The 17456-nt window shown below is 76.6% G+C and carries 12 protein-coding genes; 7 read left to right on the top strand and 5 right to left on the bottom strand.

Annotated elements, in window-relative coordinates:
* Window positions 1-52 precede the first annotated feature (52 nt).
* The 5 genes from ABD332_RS25690 (at window position 53) to ABD332_RS25670 (ending at window position 5949) form a co-directional block, all read left to right on the top strand.
* Window positions 53-559, top strand: a complete 507-nt coding sequence (locus tag ABD332_RS25690) for a hypothetical protein (protein WP_344504663.1) — start codon at window positions 53-55, stop codon at window positions 557-559.
* Window positions 556-1674: a sensor histidine kinase gene (locus ABD332_RS25685; RefSeq protein WP_344504662.1), complete on the top strand. Its 1119-nt coding sequence runs from the start codon at window positions 556-558 to the stop codon at window positions 1672-1674. Before ABD332_RS25690 ends, ABD332_RS25685 begins: the two co-directional genes overlap by 4 nt.
* The gene (locus tag ABD332_RS25680) at window positions 1671-2351 is read left to right on the top strand and encodes a response regulator (protein ID WP_344504661.1); all 681 of its coding nucleotides are present in this window, start codon (window positions 1671-1673) and stop codon (window positions 2349-2351) included. Before ABD332_RS25685 ends, ABD332_RS25680 begins: the two co-directional genes overlap by 4 nt.
* Window positions 2352-2405: 54 nt before the next feature.
* Complete coding sequence (locus ABD332_RS25675; RefSeq protein WP_344504660.1) at window positions 2406-4337, top strand: vWA domain-containing protein; 1932 nt, start codon at window positions 2406-2408, stop codon at window positions 4335-4337.
* A gap of 313 nt (window positions 4338-4650) precedes the next feature.
* Window positions 4651-5949 carry an extracellular solute-binding protein gene (locus tag ABD332_RS25670; RefSeq protein ID WP_344504659.1) on the top strand — a complete coding sequence of 433 codons (1299 nt, stop codon included), beginning with the start codon at window positions 4651-4653 and terminating at the stop codon, window positions 5947-5949.
* Here ABD332_RS25670 and ABD332_RS25665 read toward each other — a convergent pair.
* The 5 genes from ABD332_RS25665 to ABD332_RS25645 form a co-directional block, all read right to left on the bottom strand.
* A complete protein-coding gene (locus ABD332_RS25665) occupies window positions 5940-6620 on the bottom strand; it encodes a class I SAM-dependent methyltransferase (RefSeq protein WP_344504658.1) in 681 nt (226 codons plus the stop codon). The genes ABD332_RS25670 and ABD332_RS25665 overlap by 10 nt on opposite strands.
* A 265-nt stretch (window positions 6621-6885) precedes the next feature.
* Window positions 6886-7863, bottom strand: a complete 978-nt coding sequence (locus ABD332_RS25660; RefSeq protein WP_344504657.1) for an alpha/beta hydrolase — start codon at window positions 7861-7863, stop codon at window positions 6886-6888.
* Between the two features lie 98 nt (window positions 7864-7961).
* Entirely contained in the window at window positions 7962-8627 is a 666-nt protein-coding gene (locus ABD332_RS25655) for a response regulator (protein ID WP_344504656.1), read from the bottom strand.
* Window positions 8624-9871, bottom strand: a complete 1248-nt coding sequence (locus ABD332_RS25650) for a sensor histidine kinase (RefSeq protein ID WP_344504655.1) — start codon at window positions 9869-9871, stop codon at window positions 8624-8626. Before ABD332_RS25650 ends, ABD332_RS25655 begins: the two co-directional genes overlap by 4 nt.
* Before the next feature lie 28 nt (window positions 9872-9899).
* Entirely contained in the window at window positions 9900-14054 is a 4155-nt protein-coding gene (locus ABD332_RS25645) for a helix-turn-helix transcriptional regulator (protein ID WP_344504654.1), read from the bottom strand.
* A 104-nt stretch (window positions 14055-14158) separates the two neighbouring features.
* Here ABD332_RS25645 and ABD332_RS25640 point away from each other — a divergent pair, with 104 nt between their 5' ends.
* Entirely contained in the window at window positions 14159-14671 is a 513-nt protein-coding gene (locus ABD332_RS25640; RefSeq protein ID WP_344504653.1) for a GNAT family N-acetyltransferase, read from the top strand.
* A gap of 116 nt (window positions 14672-14787) precedes the next feature.
* Complete coding sequence (locus tag ABD332_RS25635; protein ID WP_344504652.1) at window positions 14788-17451, top strand: RNA repair domain-containing protein; 2664 nt, start codon at window positions 14788-14790, stop codon at window positions 17449-17451.
* Window positions 17452-17456 lie beyond the last annotated feature (5 nt).

The raw sequence follows: 17456 nt of genomic DNA, 5'->3' as shown, positions 1-17456 counted from the left end.
TCCACCCGTGGATGGCGGCGCTCCACCCGGCCCGGAACCTAGCGTCATCGACATGAATCTCACCACGATCCTGCTGGTCGCCGCCGCCATCGTGTACGTCCTGATCCGCCGCTTCACGGGCGAACCCTTCGAAGTGCGCCACCTCGTGGTGCCGCCGGTGCTGCTGATCGCCGTGGGCGGCTACCAGGTCGCACACACGTCCGGACAGCACCCGGTCCTCGACGGCGCCGTCCTGGGGGCGGGCGCGCTGCTCGCCGTCGCGGGCGGGATCTTGCGGGGCCTGACGGTCAGGGTCTTCGTCAGGCAGGGGCGGCTCTGGTACCGCTACACGGCGTGGACGGTCGTCGTCTGGCTCGTGGTCGTCGGGGTCCGCTTCGCCGAGAGCGCGGCCGGGACGGCGCTCGGCGCGGACACGGCCGTCGTCGTCGCCGCGCTGCCGCTCATGTTCGGCCTGAGCCTCCTCGGTGAGGCGGCCGTCATCGGCCGGCGCGGCCTCGCCACCGGCGTCCCGTTCGGCGACTGGTACCGCAGCAGCCGCCGCGACCTGATCCACCGGTGAGCGCCACAGCGGTGGAGACTGGCACGGTGTTCACGGTCACCGACACCGCGGTCGCCCGCTGGCGTCAGGCGCGCAGCATGGCGTTCCTCGTCTTCATGAGCGCCGCCCTGGTGCACACCAACCCCCGGCCGGACCTCACCGGCCGGGGGATCGCCGTCCTCGGGTTCGGCGCGGTCGCCGCCGCCGGGTGGATCGCGATGACGTTCCTGACCGGCACCCGGCAGGCGGCCGGCGTCGGGGTGTGCGCGGCGGCCGGGCTGGCGGTGGCGGCGCTGGACACGCGGGGGTTCGCGCCGCTGTACCTCATCGCCGCCGGCACCGTCGCCGTGGCGGTGCTGCCGCTCAGGGAGGTGGCGGCGGGCACCGCCGTCGCGGCCGGCGCGCTGACGCTCATCCTGTGGGCGCAGGGCGAGGGCTGGCGGGAGATGCTCGTCTGGGCCGGGTCGCTGCTGCTGGTGCTGCTGCTCGGCGTGGTCCGGCGGCAGCGGGAGGAGCAGGCCCGCCAGGCGGAGCGGGTCGCGGCCCTCGACGAGCGCGCCAGGGTGGCCCGGGAGATCCACGACGTGCTCGCGCACTCGCTGTCGGCGCTGTCGGTGCAGCTGGAGACGGCGGCGGCGCTGCTGGAGAAGGACCGGACGGCGGACGCGGCCGTGCTCGTCGAGCGGGCCGGCCGGCTCGCCCGCGACGGACTCACCGAGACGCGCCGGGCCGTCGGGGCGCTGCGCGGGGACCCGGTGCCGCTCGGCGAGCTCGTCGGTGCGCTCGCCGACGGGTACCGCGCCGACCTGAACGCACCCGCGGACGTGACCGTGACGGGCACCCCGCGGCCCCTCGCCGCCGAGCCGGGCCTGGCGCTGTTCCGCACCGCGCAGGAGGCCCTGACCAACGTACGCAAGCACGCGCCGGGCAGCGCCGTCACCGTCCACGTCGACTACCAGCCGGACGGGGTGCGGCTCACGGTCCGCAACGACGGCGACGCGACCGCGGGACGGAAACCGCCGGAGGGCGGGCACGGGCTCGCCGGGATCCGGGAGCGGATCGGGCTCGCCGGCGGCACCGTCACCGCCGCGCCGGACGGCGGCGGGTGGCTCGTCGATGCGAGGATCCCCGGATGATCAGGGTGGTGGTGGCCGACGACCAGACGGTGGTCCGGGAAGGCCTCGAGGTGCTCCTCGGCCTGCTCGACGACGTCGAGGTCGTCGGCACGAGCGGCGACGGCGACGGGGCCGTCGAGCTGGTCGCCGCGCACGATCCCGACGTGGTCCTGATGGACCTGCGGATGCCGGGCTGCGACGGGGTCACCGCGACCGCCAGGATCCGGGCCGCGCACCCGCGGACGCGGGTGGTGGTGCTGACGACGTACGCCGACGACGCCGACATCCTCGGCGCGATGCGGGCCGGCGCGCTGGGCTACCTGACCAAGGACGCCGGCCGGGCGCAGATCGCGCAGGCGGTGCGGGCCGCGGCGGCCGGGCAGTCGTTCCTGGACCCGGTCGTCCATGCGAAGCTCGTCGCCGCCGCGACAGGACCCGCGGCCGGACCCGCGGCGACGAGGGAGGCGCCGGCGCCGGTCGTACAGACGCCGCAACCGCTGCCGGACGGGCTGACGGCACGCGAGGCGGAGGTCCTCGGCCTGATCGCGGCCGGGTTGTCGAACCGGGAGATCGCGAAGCGGCTGTTCGTGACCGAGGTGACCGTCAAGTCGCACGTGAACCGGCTGTTCGCCAAGACCGGGGTGCGGGACCGGGCGCAGGCGGTGCGGTACGCGTTCCAACACGGTCTGACCGGCTGAAGTGGCGCTCAGGCGATAGACTGGCGTCGACCTCTGGGGAGGTGCGCCGCTCGCATGACCGACAACGGGGACGACGACCGTCGTGCGGCACGTCCGCTGGTGTCCGTGCTCGTGGTCATCTCCGGCGGGCTCGGGATCTCGCTGCAGCAGCTGTCGACCGGCACGCCCGAGTCGACCGGGCGCTGGGTGATGCTGATCGCCGGGGCGTTCATCGGCGGCGCCGCGAGCATCCTCGCCACCGGGCTGTTCGAGCGGCTGCTGACGTGGTTCGGGTTCGGGTGGACGTTCCTGCGGACCCGCACCAGGCTGCGGACCGTGGTCGCCGGCGGCGTCGCCTGCGTGCTCGCGGTGGCCGCCGGGCTCGTCATCCCCGTCGTGTACGAGGCGCTGCACCGCCGCCTCTACGGGTGCCCGCAGCCCGCCGCGGTGCGGGTCATGACGTCCGTCGAGCAGCTGGGGGCGGCGCTGCGCCTCGCCGACGCCTACGAGACCGCCACCGCCGAGCACCACCACGGCTGCCCGACCGCGGACCTGTACGTCTACGGCGCGGGCCCCACCGAGGCGCGCGCGGCGGTCGCCAGCGGGTGGCTCAACGACGCCCTGCAGCGCATCGGGCCGCGCGCCGACGTGTGGCTGCCCGACTCGGCCCTCGACGTGACCGCCGCCGTCGCCGCGTCGGCCCGCTTCGGGGTCACGGTGCCGGTCGCGGAGCAGCGCGGCATCGGCTCCTCCCCCGTCGTCCTCGCCACGCCGCCGGATTCGTCACCGGCGCTCGAGGGCGACCTGAGCTGGCGGCAGCTGTGGGCGGAGACGGGCCGGCTGGGCCTGGACGTCGTGCGACCCGACCCCGCGGTCTCCACCGCCGGGGTGCTCGGCACCGCCGCGCTGTACACGAGCCTCGGCGCGACCCCGGCGACGGCCCGCGGCGTCGAACGGCGCCTCGAGGCGGCCCTCGACCGCGGCGGCTACCCGCTCGGCACCGGCGCCGACCTGCTGTGCCACGGTGGCACGGGCCGCGCTCCGGTGGCCGTCGTCGCCACCGAGCAGGCCGTGGTCCGCTACAACCAGGGCCTCGCGTGCCCCGCCGGCGGCCGGCCGGAGCGGCCGCTGGTCGTGCGGTACCCGAACGACACGATCAGCGAGGACCACCCGTTCGTCCGGCTCGCGTGGGACGGGGTCGCGGCGACGACCGCGGCCGCCGCGGCGGGGTTCGGCGCGTGGCTCGGCGGCGAGGACGGCCACCGGGCGCTGATCCGGGCCGGGCTGCGGCCACCCGGCCTGTCCCCCGTCGGCGACCCGCTGACCGAGCAGTTCGGCGCGCACGCGGGGGCGGTCTTCGACCGGCGGCCACCGTCCGCCTCGACGATCGGCGATGTTCTGCGCCTGTACGACGCCGCGCACCGGCCCGGGCGGGTGCTGCTCGCCCTCGACGCGTCCGGGTCGATGCTGACCGCCGTCGACCGCGCCGGCACGACCCGCTTCCAGCTGGCGTCCCGCGGGGTGACGGGCGCGCTGGACCTGATGAGCGGCCGGGACGAGTTCGGGCTGCGGGTGTTCCCCGCCGACGCCCGCGGCGGCGGGTTCCGGGACCTCCTGCCGATCGGGCCCGCCGCGGGCCGGGCGCAGTCCGCCGCGGCCGCGATGGCGTCCGTACGACCGGCCGGCGGCACGCCGCTGCTGAGGACCGTCGCCGACGGGGTCCGCGACGTCGCCACCGACCCCGGTGAACGGATCGCCTCGCTCGTGGTGCTCACCGACGGCAACGACACCACCGCCCTCACACCGTCCGAAGTGGACACCCAGGTGCGGGGGAAGGGCGTGCGGGTGTTCGTGGTCGCGATCGGCGAGGCGAGCTGCGGCACCCTGGCCCTGCGCGACGTGATCGCCCACACCGGTGGCGGCTGCTACGACGCGCGTCCCGACACCCTCGACGACGTGCTCGTCGCGCTGTTCGGGCTGCTCTGGGGAGGCGACGCGGGCGCATGACGATCTCCAAGTGTGGGCCCGGAAATTGTCGTACCCCGCTGGCATGCTGTCCCCGTGAGCCGGACCACGGTCCGTCGGCCGGCATCAAACCACACCCCGAGCCCCCATCGACGGGCGATGACCTCTGGGGAGGCGACACCCGACCATGACAACCCCGCCCAGCACCGACCCGCCGCCTCCGCCGCCGGGGGATGACCCACCATCTCCCCCGCCCGGGGACGACCCGCCACCCCCTCCGCCGCCGCCGGGGGACGATCCGCCGCCTCCGCCGCCGGGCGGTGGGCGGCGGAGGTTCCGGGACCTGTTCGGGTGGGTGGGGGTCCTCGCGGGGTTCGTGGCGGGGGTGGTCGTCACGGCGCTCGCCGGTGTGTACGTGGTGCCGAGGCTGGACCGGGACGGCGGCCTCGAACGCGGCGACCTCGTGATCCTCAGCGGGCGCGACGACGGTCAGGGCAACCAGCGGCAGGCGCTGGTCGACCAGTGGAACGCGCTGCACCCCGACAACCCGGCCAGGATCGAGGAGATCGCCGCCGACGCCGACGCGCAGCACAGCGAGATGGTCGCCCGCGCGCAGAGCGGCGGCGCCGATCAGGGTGGCGGCGTCGACATCTTCAACCTCGACGTCACGTGGACCGCCGAGTTCGCGTCGAGCGGCTACATCCGGGCGCTGCCGGGCGACCAGGACGTCGCCGGGTTCCTGACCGCGCCGCTGGCCACCTGCCGGTACAAGGGGAAGCTCTGGGGGTTGCCCTTCAACACCGACGCCGGGCTGCTCTACTACCGGTCGGACCTCGTCACGACCGCCCCCGCGAACTGGTCGCAGCTGGTCAACACCGTCCAGGACGTCCTGGCGCGGCCCGCCACTGCGCCCGCCACTGGGCCAGCCACCGTTCCAGCCGCCGGGTGGGCCGGGCAGCTGCGCGACTACGAGGGGCTCACCGTCAACGCGCTCGAGGCGATCTGGGCCGCCGGCGGCGATGTCGTCGACGGCCACGGCGAGGTCGTCATCGACTCCCCCGAGGCGCAGACGGGCCTGACCCGGCTGGCGACGGGTCTGCGCCCCGGGGCGCCGCAGGTGGTCCTGCCGGACTCGGTGCGGTTCGACGAGTCGGCCACGACGCAGGCGTTCGCCGCGGGGCGGCTCGTCTTCATGCGCAACTGGCCCGTCGCGCACCGGGCGCTCGGTCCGGTGGACCCGGCCGGCGCCGACGCCGCGGACGCCGTCCGGTTCGGGGTGGCGAACCTGCCGGGCCCGAGCGCCCTCGGCGGGCAGAACCTCGCCGTGGCCGGCCAGAGCAAGCGGCCGGCGGCGGCGCGGGCGCTCATCGAGTTCCTCACCGGCGAGCGCAGCCAGCAGCTGCTGTTCGAGCGGGGCGGGTTCGCCGCGACCCGGGAGATCGTGTACCGGGACGCGGCGGTCGTGAAGCTGTACCGCTACGCGCCGACGCTGCTGGACGCGATCCGGTCCGCGCACAGCCGGCCCGTGACGGCGCACTACGCGCAGTTCTCCGAGACGTTCCGGCAGGTGGTGCGGGAGGCCCTCGCCGACGGCGGCCGGCTGCCCGCGGACGCGAAACCCCGCCTGCAACGGGCTTTACAGGGCTACAAGTAGGCGAAGAGCATCGGGTTCGCCGACGCCGCCGCGTGCACGGGGGCGGCCAGCCGCAGCTTGTGCTTGAGCCCGACGAGCCGGTCGTGGGTGTCCGGGTCGGCGGCCGGCGACGCCGTCAGGTGCCCGATGCCGTGCCGCCGCAGCCAACCGAGCACGACGGCGCCCTCGCTGACCGGCCACGGGCGCCGGCCGTGGAACACGTCGTGGACGGCCACGGCGGCACCCGGACGGAGCCGTTCGAAGAGCGTCGTGGTGTACCAGCGGGCGAACCGCGCCGTGTGGGCGGCGTCGACGAGGACGAAGCCCGGGTCGTCGGGCAGCGGCCCGTCGCGCACGTCGCCGCGGGTGAACCGCCACCGGTCCGCGGCCAGCTCCCGCGGCACCGCCGCCGCGGCGTCGGCGGTGAGGTCGAACGTATGCAGCTCCCCCACGCCGTTGTCCCCCAGCGCGCGCAGCAGCCACGTCGTGGACCAGCCCCGGGCGGAGCCGATCTCCAGCACGGCCCGCGGGCGCAGCGCCCGGATCGTCAGGTAGCTGATCTCAGCCTCGAGGTCGTCCAGCCGCGGCCGCATCGGCCGCTGGGCGAGCAGCTCGCGCTGGGCGTCGCGGGCGGCGCGGAGGTCGTCGGCGTACGTCCGGTACCAGCTGACGAGCGTGTCGAGCGGCAGCATCCAGGTCTCCGCCCGCGATCGCTGTGATGGCCGGGCATCAGGCGAGCCGGGCGGCACCCAGGTCTCCATCCGCGATTGTGGTGAGAGCCGGGCGTCGTTGTTGCCGGGCGGCACCCGAGTCTCCGTCCGCGGTCGCTGTGAGGGCTGGGCATCAGGCGAGCCGGGCGGCACCCAGGTCTCCGCCCGCGATCGCTGCGAGGGCCGGGCATCAGGCGAGCCGGGCGGCACCCAGGTCTCCGCCCGCGATCGCTGTGAGTGGCGGGCGTCAGGAGTGGCGGGCGGCGGCATCGAGGTCTCCGTTCGCGAGGGCGGCGAGGGCGTCCAGGGAGGCGGTGCCGGGGACGAAGTAGCCGTCATGACCGGTGACGCCTTCGACGGGCAGCGGGGTCGCCCCGAACGCGGGGTCCGTCGGGTGCGTGCCGTGCCCTGCGCCGAGGATGCGGAGCCCGGGCAGGCGGCGGGTCCAGTCGCCCGGCGCGGTCCCGGCCCAGACGCGGGCGGTGGTGCGCAGGTCGGCGGCCCGGTCGACGCCCATGCCGGGGCTGCCGAGCGCCACGATGTCGGTGACCCTGCCGCCGGTCCCCGCGTCGAGGCGCGCCGCCGCCAGGCCGATGACGGTGGAGCCGTAGCTGTGCCCGACGAGCACGATCCGCGGCGCGTCCACGTCCCGGAGGAACCGCAGCAGCGCGTCCGCCCCGCTCGCCGCGGCATCCTCCCGGACCGCGTCGAGCCGGACTCCGCCCGGCGGGTGGTACCCGAGCCAGGCGATCACCGCGACCCCGCCCCGCCGCCCCGCGGACGCCGCCGCCCCGGAAGTGGCGGCCGAGCGCCCGGGCGACACCGACCCGGCGGCGGGCGAAGCAACAGACGAACCCGCTGGCGAAGCGCCGGACGAAGGCCCGGGCGACACCGACCCTGCGGCGGTCGAAGCGGCAGGCGAAGCAGCGGACGGAGGTTGGTGCAGGTCGGCGGCGCGGGTGGCGAGCTGTCTGGCCTGCCAGGCGGGGGCGCGGCGCTGGACGCCGCCGAGGCCGCGGTCGAAGTTGGTGGCGGTGGTGGCCACGCCCGGGACCAGGACGACGACCGTCGCGGCGGTCGAGGGGTCGCCGACGACCTCGACGGCGAGGCCGTTCGCGAAGCGGGCGCTGTGGACGCCGACGGGCGGCAGGTCGGTGGCCTGCGTGGGGCCGAACACCGACCAGAGCACCGCGATCAGCGGCAGCGCGAACAACCTGCGAAGCATGCAGCCGAAGGTAGGTGCGGGGCTACGGGCGGATCGTCACTCTGCGGGACCATCTGCCGGGCGTCCGGGGGTAGTACCCCGGTACTACGGGGACGACCCTACGCCCCGGCGCTGACGAGGCCGGTCTCGTAGGCGAAGACGACGGCCTGGGCGCGGTCGCGGAGGTCGAGCTTCGTGAGGACGCGGCTGACGTGGGTCTTCACGGTCTGCTCGGCGACGACGAGGTCCTCGGCGATCTCCGCGTTGGAGCGGCCGCGGGCGACGAGCCGCAGCACCTCCGTCTCGCGGGGAGTGAGGGCGGCGAGCCGGCCGGGCTCCTGGCCGGTGCGCTTCGGGCGGGCCGCGAACTGCTCGATGAGCCGCCGGGTCACGGACGGGGCGAGCAGGCCGTCGCCGGCGGCGACGACCCGGACGGCGTTGACGAGCTCCGCCGCGGGGGCGTCCTTCAGCAGGAAGCCGGACGCGCCGGCGCGCAGCGCCTCGAAGACGTAGTCGTCGAGGTCGAACGTGGTGAGGATGACCACCTTCGGGCGGTGCGTGCCGGGGGCGGTGGCGAGGATGCGGCGGGTGGCCTCGATGCCGTCGAGGACGGGCATGCGGATGTCCATGAGGACGACGTCGGGCGCGTGCTCGCGGGCCATCGTGACGGCCTGGGCGCCGTCGGGGGCGTCGCCGACGACGACGAGGTCGGTCTGGGCTGCGAGCAGGGCGGCGAACCCCTGCCGGACCATCGCCTGGTCGTCGACGATCATGACCCGGATCACGGCGTGACCTCCAGGGGAAGGGTGGCGTGGACGGTGTAGCCGCCGGCGGCGTCGGGGCCGGCCTCGAACGTGCCGCCGATCGCGGTGGCCCGCTCCCGCATGCCGAGCAGCCCGTGCCGCTCCCCGCCCGCGTCCCCCGCGTCACCAGCGTCACCGGAGCCCGCGCCGGAAGGCGCGCCGGAGGACGGGTCGCCGGCGGTGTTCCGCACGGACAGGTCCAGTGCCGACGGGCCGAGGGTGAGGGCGATGTGGACGGGCGCGCCGGCGGCGTGGCGGCGGGCGTTGCTGAGGGCCTCCTGGGCGATGCGGAAGGCGGCCAGCCCGACCGCGGGCGGCACCGTCGCGCCCGGCAGCGGGTCGAACGTGACGTCGACGCCGGCCTCGCGGGCGTCGTGGACGAGGCGGGTGAGGTCGTCGAGGACGGGCTGCGGCTCCACGAGCGGCGTCTCGGTGCTGCGCAGCACGCCGAGCAGGCGGCGCATCTCGACCAGCGCCTCGCGGGAGGTGCCGGCGATCGCGGCGAGCTCCTCGGCGACCGCCGGTGGGACGCCGTCGATGCGGTACACGGCGGTCTCGGCGCGCACGGCGATGAGCGACATGTGGTGGGCGACGACGTCGTGCATCTCGCGGGCGATCCGGTTGCGCTCCTCGGCGACGGCGCGGCGGGCCTGGGCGAGCTCGGTGCGCTCCTCCTCCTGGGCGAGCGCGGCCTGCACCTCCCGGCGGCGGCGGACCTGGTCGCCGATGACGAGGATCGCGGTGACGGCGAGCAGCAGCCCGGCGATGTTCTGGGACCTGACGGTCCCGACCACGAGCAGCGTCGCGGACAGCCCGACCCAGACCAGGACGCCGCGGCGGTGCCGGACCGCGACGACGGCGAGCAGCACCGGATACGACAACATCTGCACCGGCGACCACGGCCACGGGGTGCCCTGGTCGATGTCGACGGCCAGGTACGTGTACACGGCGACGAGCCACGCGACCCGCCACGCGAGCAGCGGCCGGGTCGCGACGAGCCCGATCGGGGCGACGATGAGGGCGGCGTCGAGGGCGAGGAACAGGGAGCCGACGTGCGGGCCGTTGCCGCGCAGGTACTCGTAGCTGGCGAGCCCGCACAGGATCGCGACGACGACCCCGATCGTCGGCAGGGACCTGCCGAGCCGGGTCCGGGGGCGCACCGGCGGGTCGGGGCCGATCAGGAACGTGCGGAGGTCCCGCAGCACGACCTTCCACACGCTCCGCACCCCGAAACCGTAACAGCGCGGCGCGGCCTCACCGTGGCGGTGGGCTGACGGCGGCACCGCCGAGGAGCTGGATCAGTTCGCGGCGGGAGCGGATGCCGAGTTTCCGGTACACGTTGCCGAGGTGGTAGTCGACGGTGCGGACCGACAGCACTATCCGGTCGGCGATCTCCCGGCTGGTCCGCCCTTCGGCCGCGGCGTACGCGATCCGCCACTCGTGCGGTGTGAGCTGCTCGGTCCCGGCGGGCGCGCCGGCGGCCGCGGCCGGCCCGGAAGCGGTGGCGCGGGTGCTGGAGGGGGCCAGCTCGGCGCGGGCCAGCTCGGCGAACGCGTCCGCGCCCGCCGCGGCGAACAGCTCCAGCGCCCGGGTCAGCTGCTCCCGGGCCGGCCCGCGGCGGCGCGCCCGCCGCAGCCACTGCCCGTAGGCGAGGTGCGTGCGCCCCAGCTCCACCGGCAGCAGCCCGCCGACCGCGAACCCCGGGGCGGCATCCGGCGTGGCGCCGGGTGGCGGGACGGTGGTGTCGAAGGCGACCAGGGCGGACTCGTACGCGGCGCTGTCGTCGGCGAGGAGGGCCGAGACCCTGGCCGCGACCGCCGTCAGGCCCGGCAGGCGCCGCAGCCCGGCCGCGGCGGCGAGCCGGTCGGCGACGAGGTGCGCGGCGCGGGCCTGGCCGGTCTTCACCAGGGCCTCCGCGAGGTCCGCGGCGACCGGCAGGAACGCGGGCTCCACGACCCCACCGGCGCGCAGCAGGTCGTCGGCGCGGCCGAGCTCGGCGACCGCGGCGTCGTGGCGGCCGGCGGTGAGGGCGGCGACGCCGAGCGCCGCCCTGGCGTGGGCCTCCACGGCCAGGTGGCCGGGGGCGAGGGCGAGCGCGGCGGCCGCGTGCCCGGCGCAGTCGTCGTGCCGGCCGACGACGGCCTCGACCTGGGCGAGGGCGGTGAGCGCCTCGGCGGTGTTGACCGGCAGGCCCATCGTCTCGGCGAGCTCCACGCCTTCGAGCGCGTCGGCGTACGCGGCCGCGACCCGCCCGGCCCGGAGCCTGAGCCTGGCCCGCAACGGCAGCGTGTACGCGAGCAGCGACACGTCGTCGAGCCGCCGCGCCCCTTCCACGTCGTGGTCGAACAGCCGGGCCGCCGTGCCGTGGTCCTCCAGCCACCCGATCACCTCCCCCAGCTCCGCCGCCGAGCCGTCGGCGTGGCGGAGGCAGGCGGCGACGCAGCGGCGGGCGAGCAGCGCCTCCTCCGGCCGCGCGGCGAGGACCCCGGAGTGGGCCAGCCGGATCGAGATCTTCGGCAGGTCCGGGTGCGGCACCACGTCGCCGGCGATGGCGGCGGCCCGGGTGGAGACCCGCAGCATCCCGTCGACGTCGAGGCGGCGATTCGGCCCGTTCATGGCGAGGCTCAGCGTCCGCGCCGCCCGCAGCGCCAGGTCTGGAGGGAGGTCGGCGCCGAGGCGGTCGACCTCGGCGGCGATCGCGGCGAAGGCGTCCTCGGCGTCGCCGCGGAGCATGGCCAGGTAGGCGCGGGCGGACAGGACCTCCAGGCGGCCGTGGGCGCCGGTGGCGAGGGGCAGCGCGTCGTCGAGGAGGGCGACAGCGTGCTCGACGGCGCCGATGCTCACCCAGGCGCGGGCGGCGTTCGCGAGCCGCTCCCCGCGCGGCTCCGCGTCGACCGTGAAGGCGGCGGCCCGCTCCAGCGCGGTGGCCTCGGCGACCAGGCCGCCGCGGCGGCGGGCCCGGCCCGCGGTCTCGGCGAGGGCGTCGGCGACGGCGTCGTCGGGGCCGGCCAGGGACAGCGAGAGGTGCCAGGCGCGGCGGTCGGCGTCGTCGGCGGTGACGCACGCGCCGGCGAGCGCGGCGTGGACGTCGCGGCGCTGGCCGGGCAGCGCCCGGTGGTAGACGGCGGAGCGGACCAGCGGGTGGCGGAAGCGGACCGTGTCGCCGGTCTCGGCCAGCAGGCCGGCGCGGATCGCGGCGTCCAGGGCCGACGGCCGCAGGCCGAGCCCGGCGAGGGCCCGCGCGAGCAGCGCCGGGGTGCCGGTGCCGGCGGCCGCGCAGACGAGCAGCGCGACCTGCTCGCCGGCGGCGAGGGCGGCGACCCGGTCGGTGAACGCGCGCTCGATCCGGTCCGTCGTCGGCAGCGGCTCCGTCAGCGGGCTGCGGCCGGCCCGCTGGTCGTCGGACAGGGCGTCGGCGAGCTCGCGCAGCGCGAGGGGGTTGCCTTCGGTGGCGGTGAGGATCCGTTCGGCGACTGCGGCGGAGCCGATCCCACAGCGGCGCAGCAACGCGGCACCGGCCTCGCCGTCCAGGCCGCCGAGCTCGACGGTGGCGGTGCCCGGGGCGGTGAACCCGGTGCCGGGCCGGGTCGCGTACACGATGAGGACCCGCTCGGCGAGGAGCCTGCGGGTCGCGAACAGCAGCGCCTGCGCCGACGAGTGGTCGAGCCAGTGGGCGTCGTCGACGAGGCACAGCAGGGGGCGTTCGTCGGCGGCGGCGGCCAGCAGCGACAGCGTCGCGGCACCGACCGCGAAGCGCTCGACCATCACGGTCGTGGGCCCGGCGTCGTCGGCGAGCCCGAACGCCGCTCGCAGCGCGGCGGCCTGCGGGGGTGGCAGCTGGTCCAGCAGCGCGAGCAGCGGGCGGGTGAGCGCCGCGAGCGCCGCGAACGGCAGGTCTGCCTCGAATTCGACGCCGGCCGCCCGTACGACATGGAAACCGTGCGCGGAGACGGCGAGATCGTCCAGGAGGGTGGTCTTGCCGATGCCGGGCGCGCCGCGCACGACGACGCCGCGGCTGTGCCCGTCGCGGGCCTCCGACGCGAGCTGCAGCAGCCGCGCGCGCTCGGCGTCACGGCCGAGGATCTCGTCGCCGGCGGGCGCGACGTCGAGGTCGGCGGCCTCCGCGGCGGCGGTGTCCAGCTGCTCGCGGGCGTCGTCGGCGTCGCCGGGCAGGTCGCGGCGCAGCAGCGCCTCCGCGAGCCGGCGGCGCGTGTGCAGCGCGGCGGGACGGTGCCCGAGCGCCTGGTTGTCGCGCAGCGCGACCCGGAGGTGCGCGACGGCCGCGTCCGCGTCGCCGGTGGTGAGCGCGGCGACGCCCAGGGCGTGCTCGGTGGCGCCGAAGCAGGCGATCGCGAGGCTCGCGGTCATCGGCAGCCGGGCGTGCGGGGCGAGCAGCCCGGCCGCCTCGGCGGCGAGACCGGCGTCGCCGAGCAGGTTCGCGGCCTCGACGACGCCGTACAGGGTGACGAGCCAGCTGCTGCCGCGGGGGAGCGCCGCGAGCCCGTCGCCGCGGAGCCGGGCGAGGACGGCGGCGGCGCGGGCCCGGTCACCGGCGGCGGCCGCGGCGACGGCGAGCCCGGCCAGGGGCGACCGGTCGATGGCGCTGAGCGTCGCGGCGTGGGCGAGGTCGCCGAACATCGGCAGCAGCTCCGCGATCCTGCCCTGGAACCAGCGGATCGCCATGAGCTGCCCGCCGTGCCAGCCCTCGGTGTCCTCGTCGCCGGCCTCCCGCCCCCGGTCGGCGCAGGCCGCGGCGAGCCACTCGGCGTGGTCGAGCCGGCCGGCGCGGATGGTGAGCATGACCCGGACGGCGGCGGCGACGTACCCGACCGCGAGGTGGTCACGCTCGCCGAGCGCGTCGGTGAGCGCGGTCAGCCGCCGCTCGGCCAGCAGGTCACCGGCGAGGAACAGGTCGACCGTGTGCCACAGCATGCCCATGAGCAGGTCACCGCGGCGGCCCGTGCCGGCGGCGACGCCGAGCAGCTCCCGCGCGAGGCGCTGCCGGGTCGCGGCCTGCCCTGGCGCGAGCAGGCAGTGGTGGGCGAGGCTGAGCGCCTCGGCGAGCGCGACCGGGTCGCCGAGCGCCCGCGCCGCGTCCGCGACGGCGAGGACCGCGTCCGGGTCGCCGTCGCGGTAGCCGGCCTCCGCGGCGACCCGCGCCTCCAGCCGCAGCCGCAGCGGCCCCGGCGCACCGGCCCGGGCCAGCGCGAGGGCCTGGGTGAGACGGTGGTCGAGGAGGGCGGCAGCGGCGGCGTCGCGGTGCTCGTGGACCCACAGGCCGGCGAGGCCGAGGGCGGCCTCCGGGTCGCCCGGGGACTCCTGCCATGCCTGCTCGAAGAGGGCCCGGGCGGTGCGCAGGTCACCGTCGACGTGCAGGGCCGCGACGGCCCGCGCCAGCACCGAGTCCACGGCGGATGCTATCGCGGCCGGGCGGCTTTCCGACACATGGTTACCGGCGGGTGCCGGTAGTTCTACGGATCCACCGGACCGGTCCGGGTCGCGATGCTGGGGGCATGCCCGACGTGACTCCGCTCCCCGATGCCAGACGCCTGCGGGTCAGGCCCCTCGCCCGCGGGGAGGTCGACGTGCTGCAGGACGTCTTCGACGGCCTGTCGGTGCGGTCCAGGTATCTGCGGTACCACACGGCGATGACCAGCCTGACCCCGGCGAACCGGGCCGCACTGTCCGCTGTGGACGGCCGGCGCAGGATCACGCTCGTCGCCGAGCGGATCGGGCCCGCCGGGTGGGTCGCCGAGGGGCTCGGTCATCTCGTCGCGACCGGGCCGGACCGGGCCGGGGTCGCCGTCGAGGTCGTCGACGCGGCGCAGGGCCGCGGCGTCGGCCGGACGCTGCTGCGGCACCTGGTGACCGTCGCGGAGGCCCTCGACTACCGCGTCGTCGAGGCGGACGTGCTCACGGCCAACACCCCGATGCTGCGGCTGCTGGGCCGTCTGTTCCCGGACGCCCGCACCACCCCGGCGACCCCGGCCGCCACAACGGTGGCGGTCGAGGTCCGGCTCGGCTGAGCGGCCTGGACGCACGCCCGAACGGGGGCCAGCCGGACGGGCTGCGGGCCGCGCTCGTCGCCGACGGGTCGGTTAACCGGTGGCCGGTGGTTGCCGGCGGCGCCTACGATCCGGGCATGGCGAAGGGGCGTGGCACCGCGGGCCTGCGCCCCGTCCAGGATGTCGTGTCCCGGATCCGGTTCGACGCGACCCTCGACGCGACACGGTTCGTGGTCGGCTACGAGGAGCGGGGCGCCGGGGTCAGGGAGACGCCGCTGTCCCTGTTCGTCGCCGGCGGGGACGTGCCGTGGCACCGGGTGCGGTACGTGAAAGCCGGCAACCGCGTCGTCTGGGACCGGCAGGCGCGGATCGACCTCGTCTTCGGCACCGGCGACACGCCCGCCGAGGACCTGTCCACCGTGCCCGCCGCTGCCGCAGGGCCCGCCGCTGGGCCCGCCGCCGTGCCCGCCGCTGGGCCGCGCCGGCAGGTGGCGTTCGACGCGTCCGCGTGCCTGCGGTTCGACCCGTCCACCGGCGCGTGGGTCCCCGCCGGGCCCGCCGGCGACGTGCGGGCCGACGCGCTGCAGGTGGCCACGTTCAACGTGCTCTCCGACGCGTACGACCGCGACCTCACCTACCCGCTGCTGCGCATCCCCGCGTGCGTCGAGCTCCTGGCCGGCCTCGACGCCGACGTCGTCGCGCTGCACGAGGTCACCGCGGCGCTGTGGGAGGCGCTGCTGAACGCCGAGTGGGTCCGCGCCGGCTACCACGTCTCCGCCGGCCCGGACCCGGACGCCGGCTACGGCACGGTGCTGCTGTCGCGGTGGCCGATGACGATCGAGGTGCACCGGCTCAGCACGTACAAGCGGACCATCGTCGGCAAGGTCGGCCTCAACGGCCGTCAGGTCGGTTTCGTCGCCGCGCACCTGACCAGTGACCACACCGCCGGGGCGGAGCAGCGCCGGGAGCACCAGCTGCGCATCATCGACGAGCGGCTCTCCCGCGGCGACCTCGGCGGCGCCGTCCTCCTCGCCGACGTCAACTTCGGCGACGACACCCGCCCCGACGTCGCCGGCTACACCGACGCGTGGCGGGCGCTGCACCCGCACGACGCCGGCTTCACGTTCGACCCCGCCGTCAACCCCCTCGCCGCGGTCGCGTCCCGCACCGGGCGGTCGCTGCGCCTGGACCGGATCCTGATCCGCTCCGGCACCCCGGGCGGGCTCGTCCCCCTCGCCGTGGAGCGGTTCGGCGACCGGCCGTTCGACGGCGAACGGTTCGTCTCCGACCACTTCGGCGTCACCGCGCTGCTGCAGGACGCGGCACCGTCCACTGTGGTCACCGCCGCTTCCGTGCACACGTCGGCGCTGGTACTGCGCCCGCCGCCCGCCGTGTGGGCGCCGCTGCAGGCGATCCGTGCGGCGCACGACCCGTCGTTCCGGCGCTGGATGCCGCACATCAACCTGGTGTACGGCTTCGTCCCCGACGCCTCGTTCGCCGAGGCCGAGCGGGCGGTGCGCGAGGCGGTCGCCGGCCTCGGGCCGCTGCGGATCCGCCTGTCGCGGTTCCGCACGTTCGCGCACCGCGGCAGCACCACGGTGTGGCTGGCGCCCGACCCGGCCGAGCCCCTGCTGGAGCTGCAGGCGGCGCTGGCGCGACGGTTCCCGGGCTGCGCCGAGCAGGACAGCCGTGGCGGGTTCACGCCGCACCTGACGGTCGCGAAGCTCACCGGGCCCGACGTGGCGTCCACTGTGGAGCGCTGGCAGGCGGCGTGGCACCCGGTCGAGTTCACGGTGTCGGCGGTCGACCTGATCAGCCGGCGCGGCGACGAACCCTTCGAGGTCCGGCGCAGCGTGCCCTTAGGACCTGCGCCAGCCCCCGCGCCCTCCCCCTCGGCGGCGCCCATGCCGGCGTGGAGCGCCCTGCCGTCGCCCTCGCACCAGGTCGCCCTCGACGCGGTCGCCGAGGCCTGCGCGGCCGTCGACCCGGGCGGGCGGCTGCACGTCGCCGGGTCGGTGCGGCTCGGCGTCGGCGGCCCGTCGACCGACCTGGACCTCGTCTGGCAGACCACCGGCGCCCTCGCCGACCTCGCCGATCTCCTGCCGGGCGCCAGGCTCGCCGGCACCGTCGTCCCCGTCGTCCGTGCGACGGTCGCCGACGTCGGCGTCGACGTGCAGCGGGTCACCGTCGACCCGCTGTCGGACCTCGACCTCGGGTCCCTCGACGACGCCGACCTGCGGGCGGTGCTCGCGATCCGCGACGCCGACGCGCTGCCCGCCGCGGACCCCGCGTTCCGGTCGCTGCTCACCGCGGTCCGCGCCTGGTCCCGCGCCCGCCAGCTCGACGGCGCCGCGTGGGGCCTCGTCGGCGGGTTCACCTGGGCGGTGCTGGTCGCGGAGGCCCGCGCCCACCACGTCACCGACCTCGCCGGCTTCCTGCGGCACTGCGCCCGCCACCCGCGCCGCCCCCGCCGCGGCGAGCGCCACGCCTACTGGCCTGTCTACTCCCCCGCCCCGCCGGGCGTGAACACCACCCGCACGATGACCCGCTCCACCGCCGCCGTGCTCCAGGACGCCTTCGAGGGCCGCGGCGGCTCCCAGTCCCACGAGCGCCGGGTCCTGCTCACCGGCGACGTCGAGGGCCGCGTGCTGGGCCTGGTCCTCGCCCTGGAGGACGCGGGCGCCAGGGTCCGTCCGTACCCCCGAGCCGCCGCCCTCGGCGTCGACGGCGGCGACCCCGACGCCCTGCGAGCGGCCGTCGCCGAGTCCGGCCTGCCCGCCCGCCTCGTCCAGCCTGCGTAGGGCCA

Origin of the sequence: Dactylosporangium maewongense, assembly GCF_039531485.1 — a bacterium.
Taxonomy (GTDB): Bacteria; Actinomycetota; Actinomycetes; order Mycobacteriales; family Micromonosporaceae; genus Dactylosporangium; species Dactylosporangium maewongense.
The sequence above is the reverse complement of the archived record's forward strand: the minus strand, read 5'-3'. Positions and strand labels throughout refer to the sequence as shown.

What these genes read in the sequence shown, in the direction of transcription:
- ABD332_RS25690 (WP_344504663.1), top strand. Translation starts at nt 53, where the DNA reads ATGAATCTCACCACGATCCTGCTGGTCGCCGCCGCCATCGTGTACGTC.
- ABD332_RS25665 (WP_344504658.1), bottom strand. Translation starts at nt 6,620, where the DNA reads ATGCTGCCGCTCGACACGCTCGTCAGCTGGTACCGGACGTACGCCGAC.
- ABD332_RS25680 (WP_344504661.1), top strand. Translation starts at nt 1,671, where the DNA reads ATGATCAGGGTGGTGGTGGCCGACGACCAGACGGTGGTCCGGGAAGGC.
- ABD332_RS25640 (WP_344504653.1), top strand. Translation starts at nt 14,159, where the DNA reads ATGCCCGACGTGACTCCGCTCCCCGATGCCAGACGCCTGCGGGTCAGG.
- ABD332_RS25660 (WP_344504657.1), bottom strand. Translation starts at nt 7,863, where the DNA reads ATGCTTCGCAGGTTGTTCGCGCTGCCGCTGATCGCGGTGCTCTGGTCG.
- ABD332_RS25675 (WP_344504660.1), top strand. Translation starts at nt 2,406, where the DNA reads ATGACCGACAACGGGGACGACGACCGTCGTGCGGCACGTCCGCTGGTG.
- ABD332_RS25635 (WP_344504652.1), top strand. Translation starts at nt 14,788, where the DNA reads ATGGCGAAGGGGCGTGGCACCGCGGGCCTGCGCCCCGTCCAGGATGTC.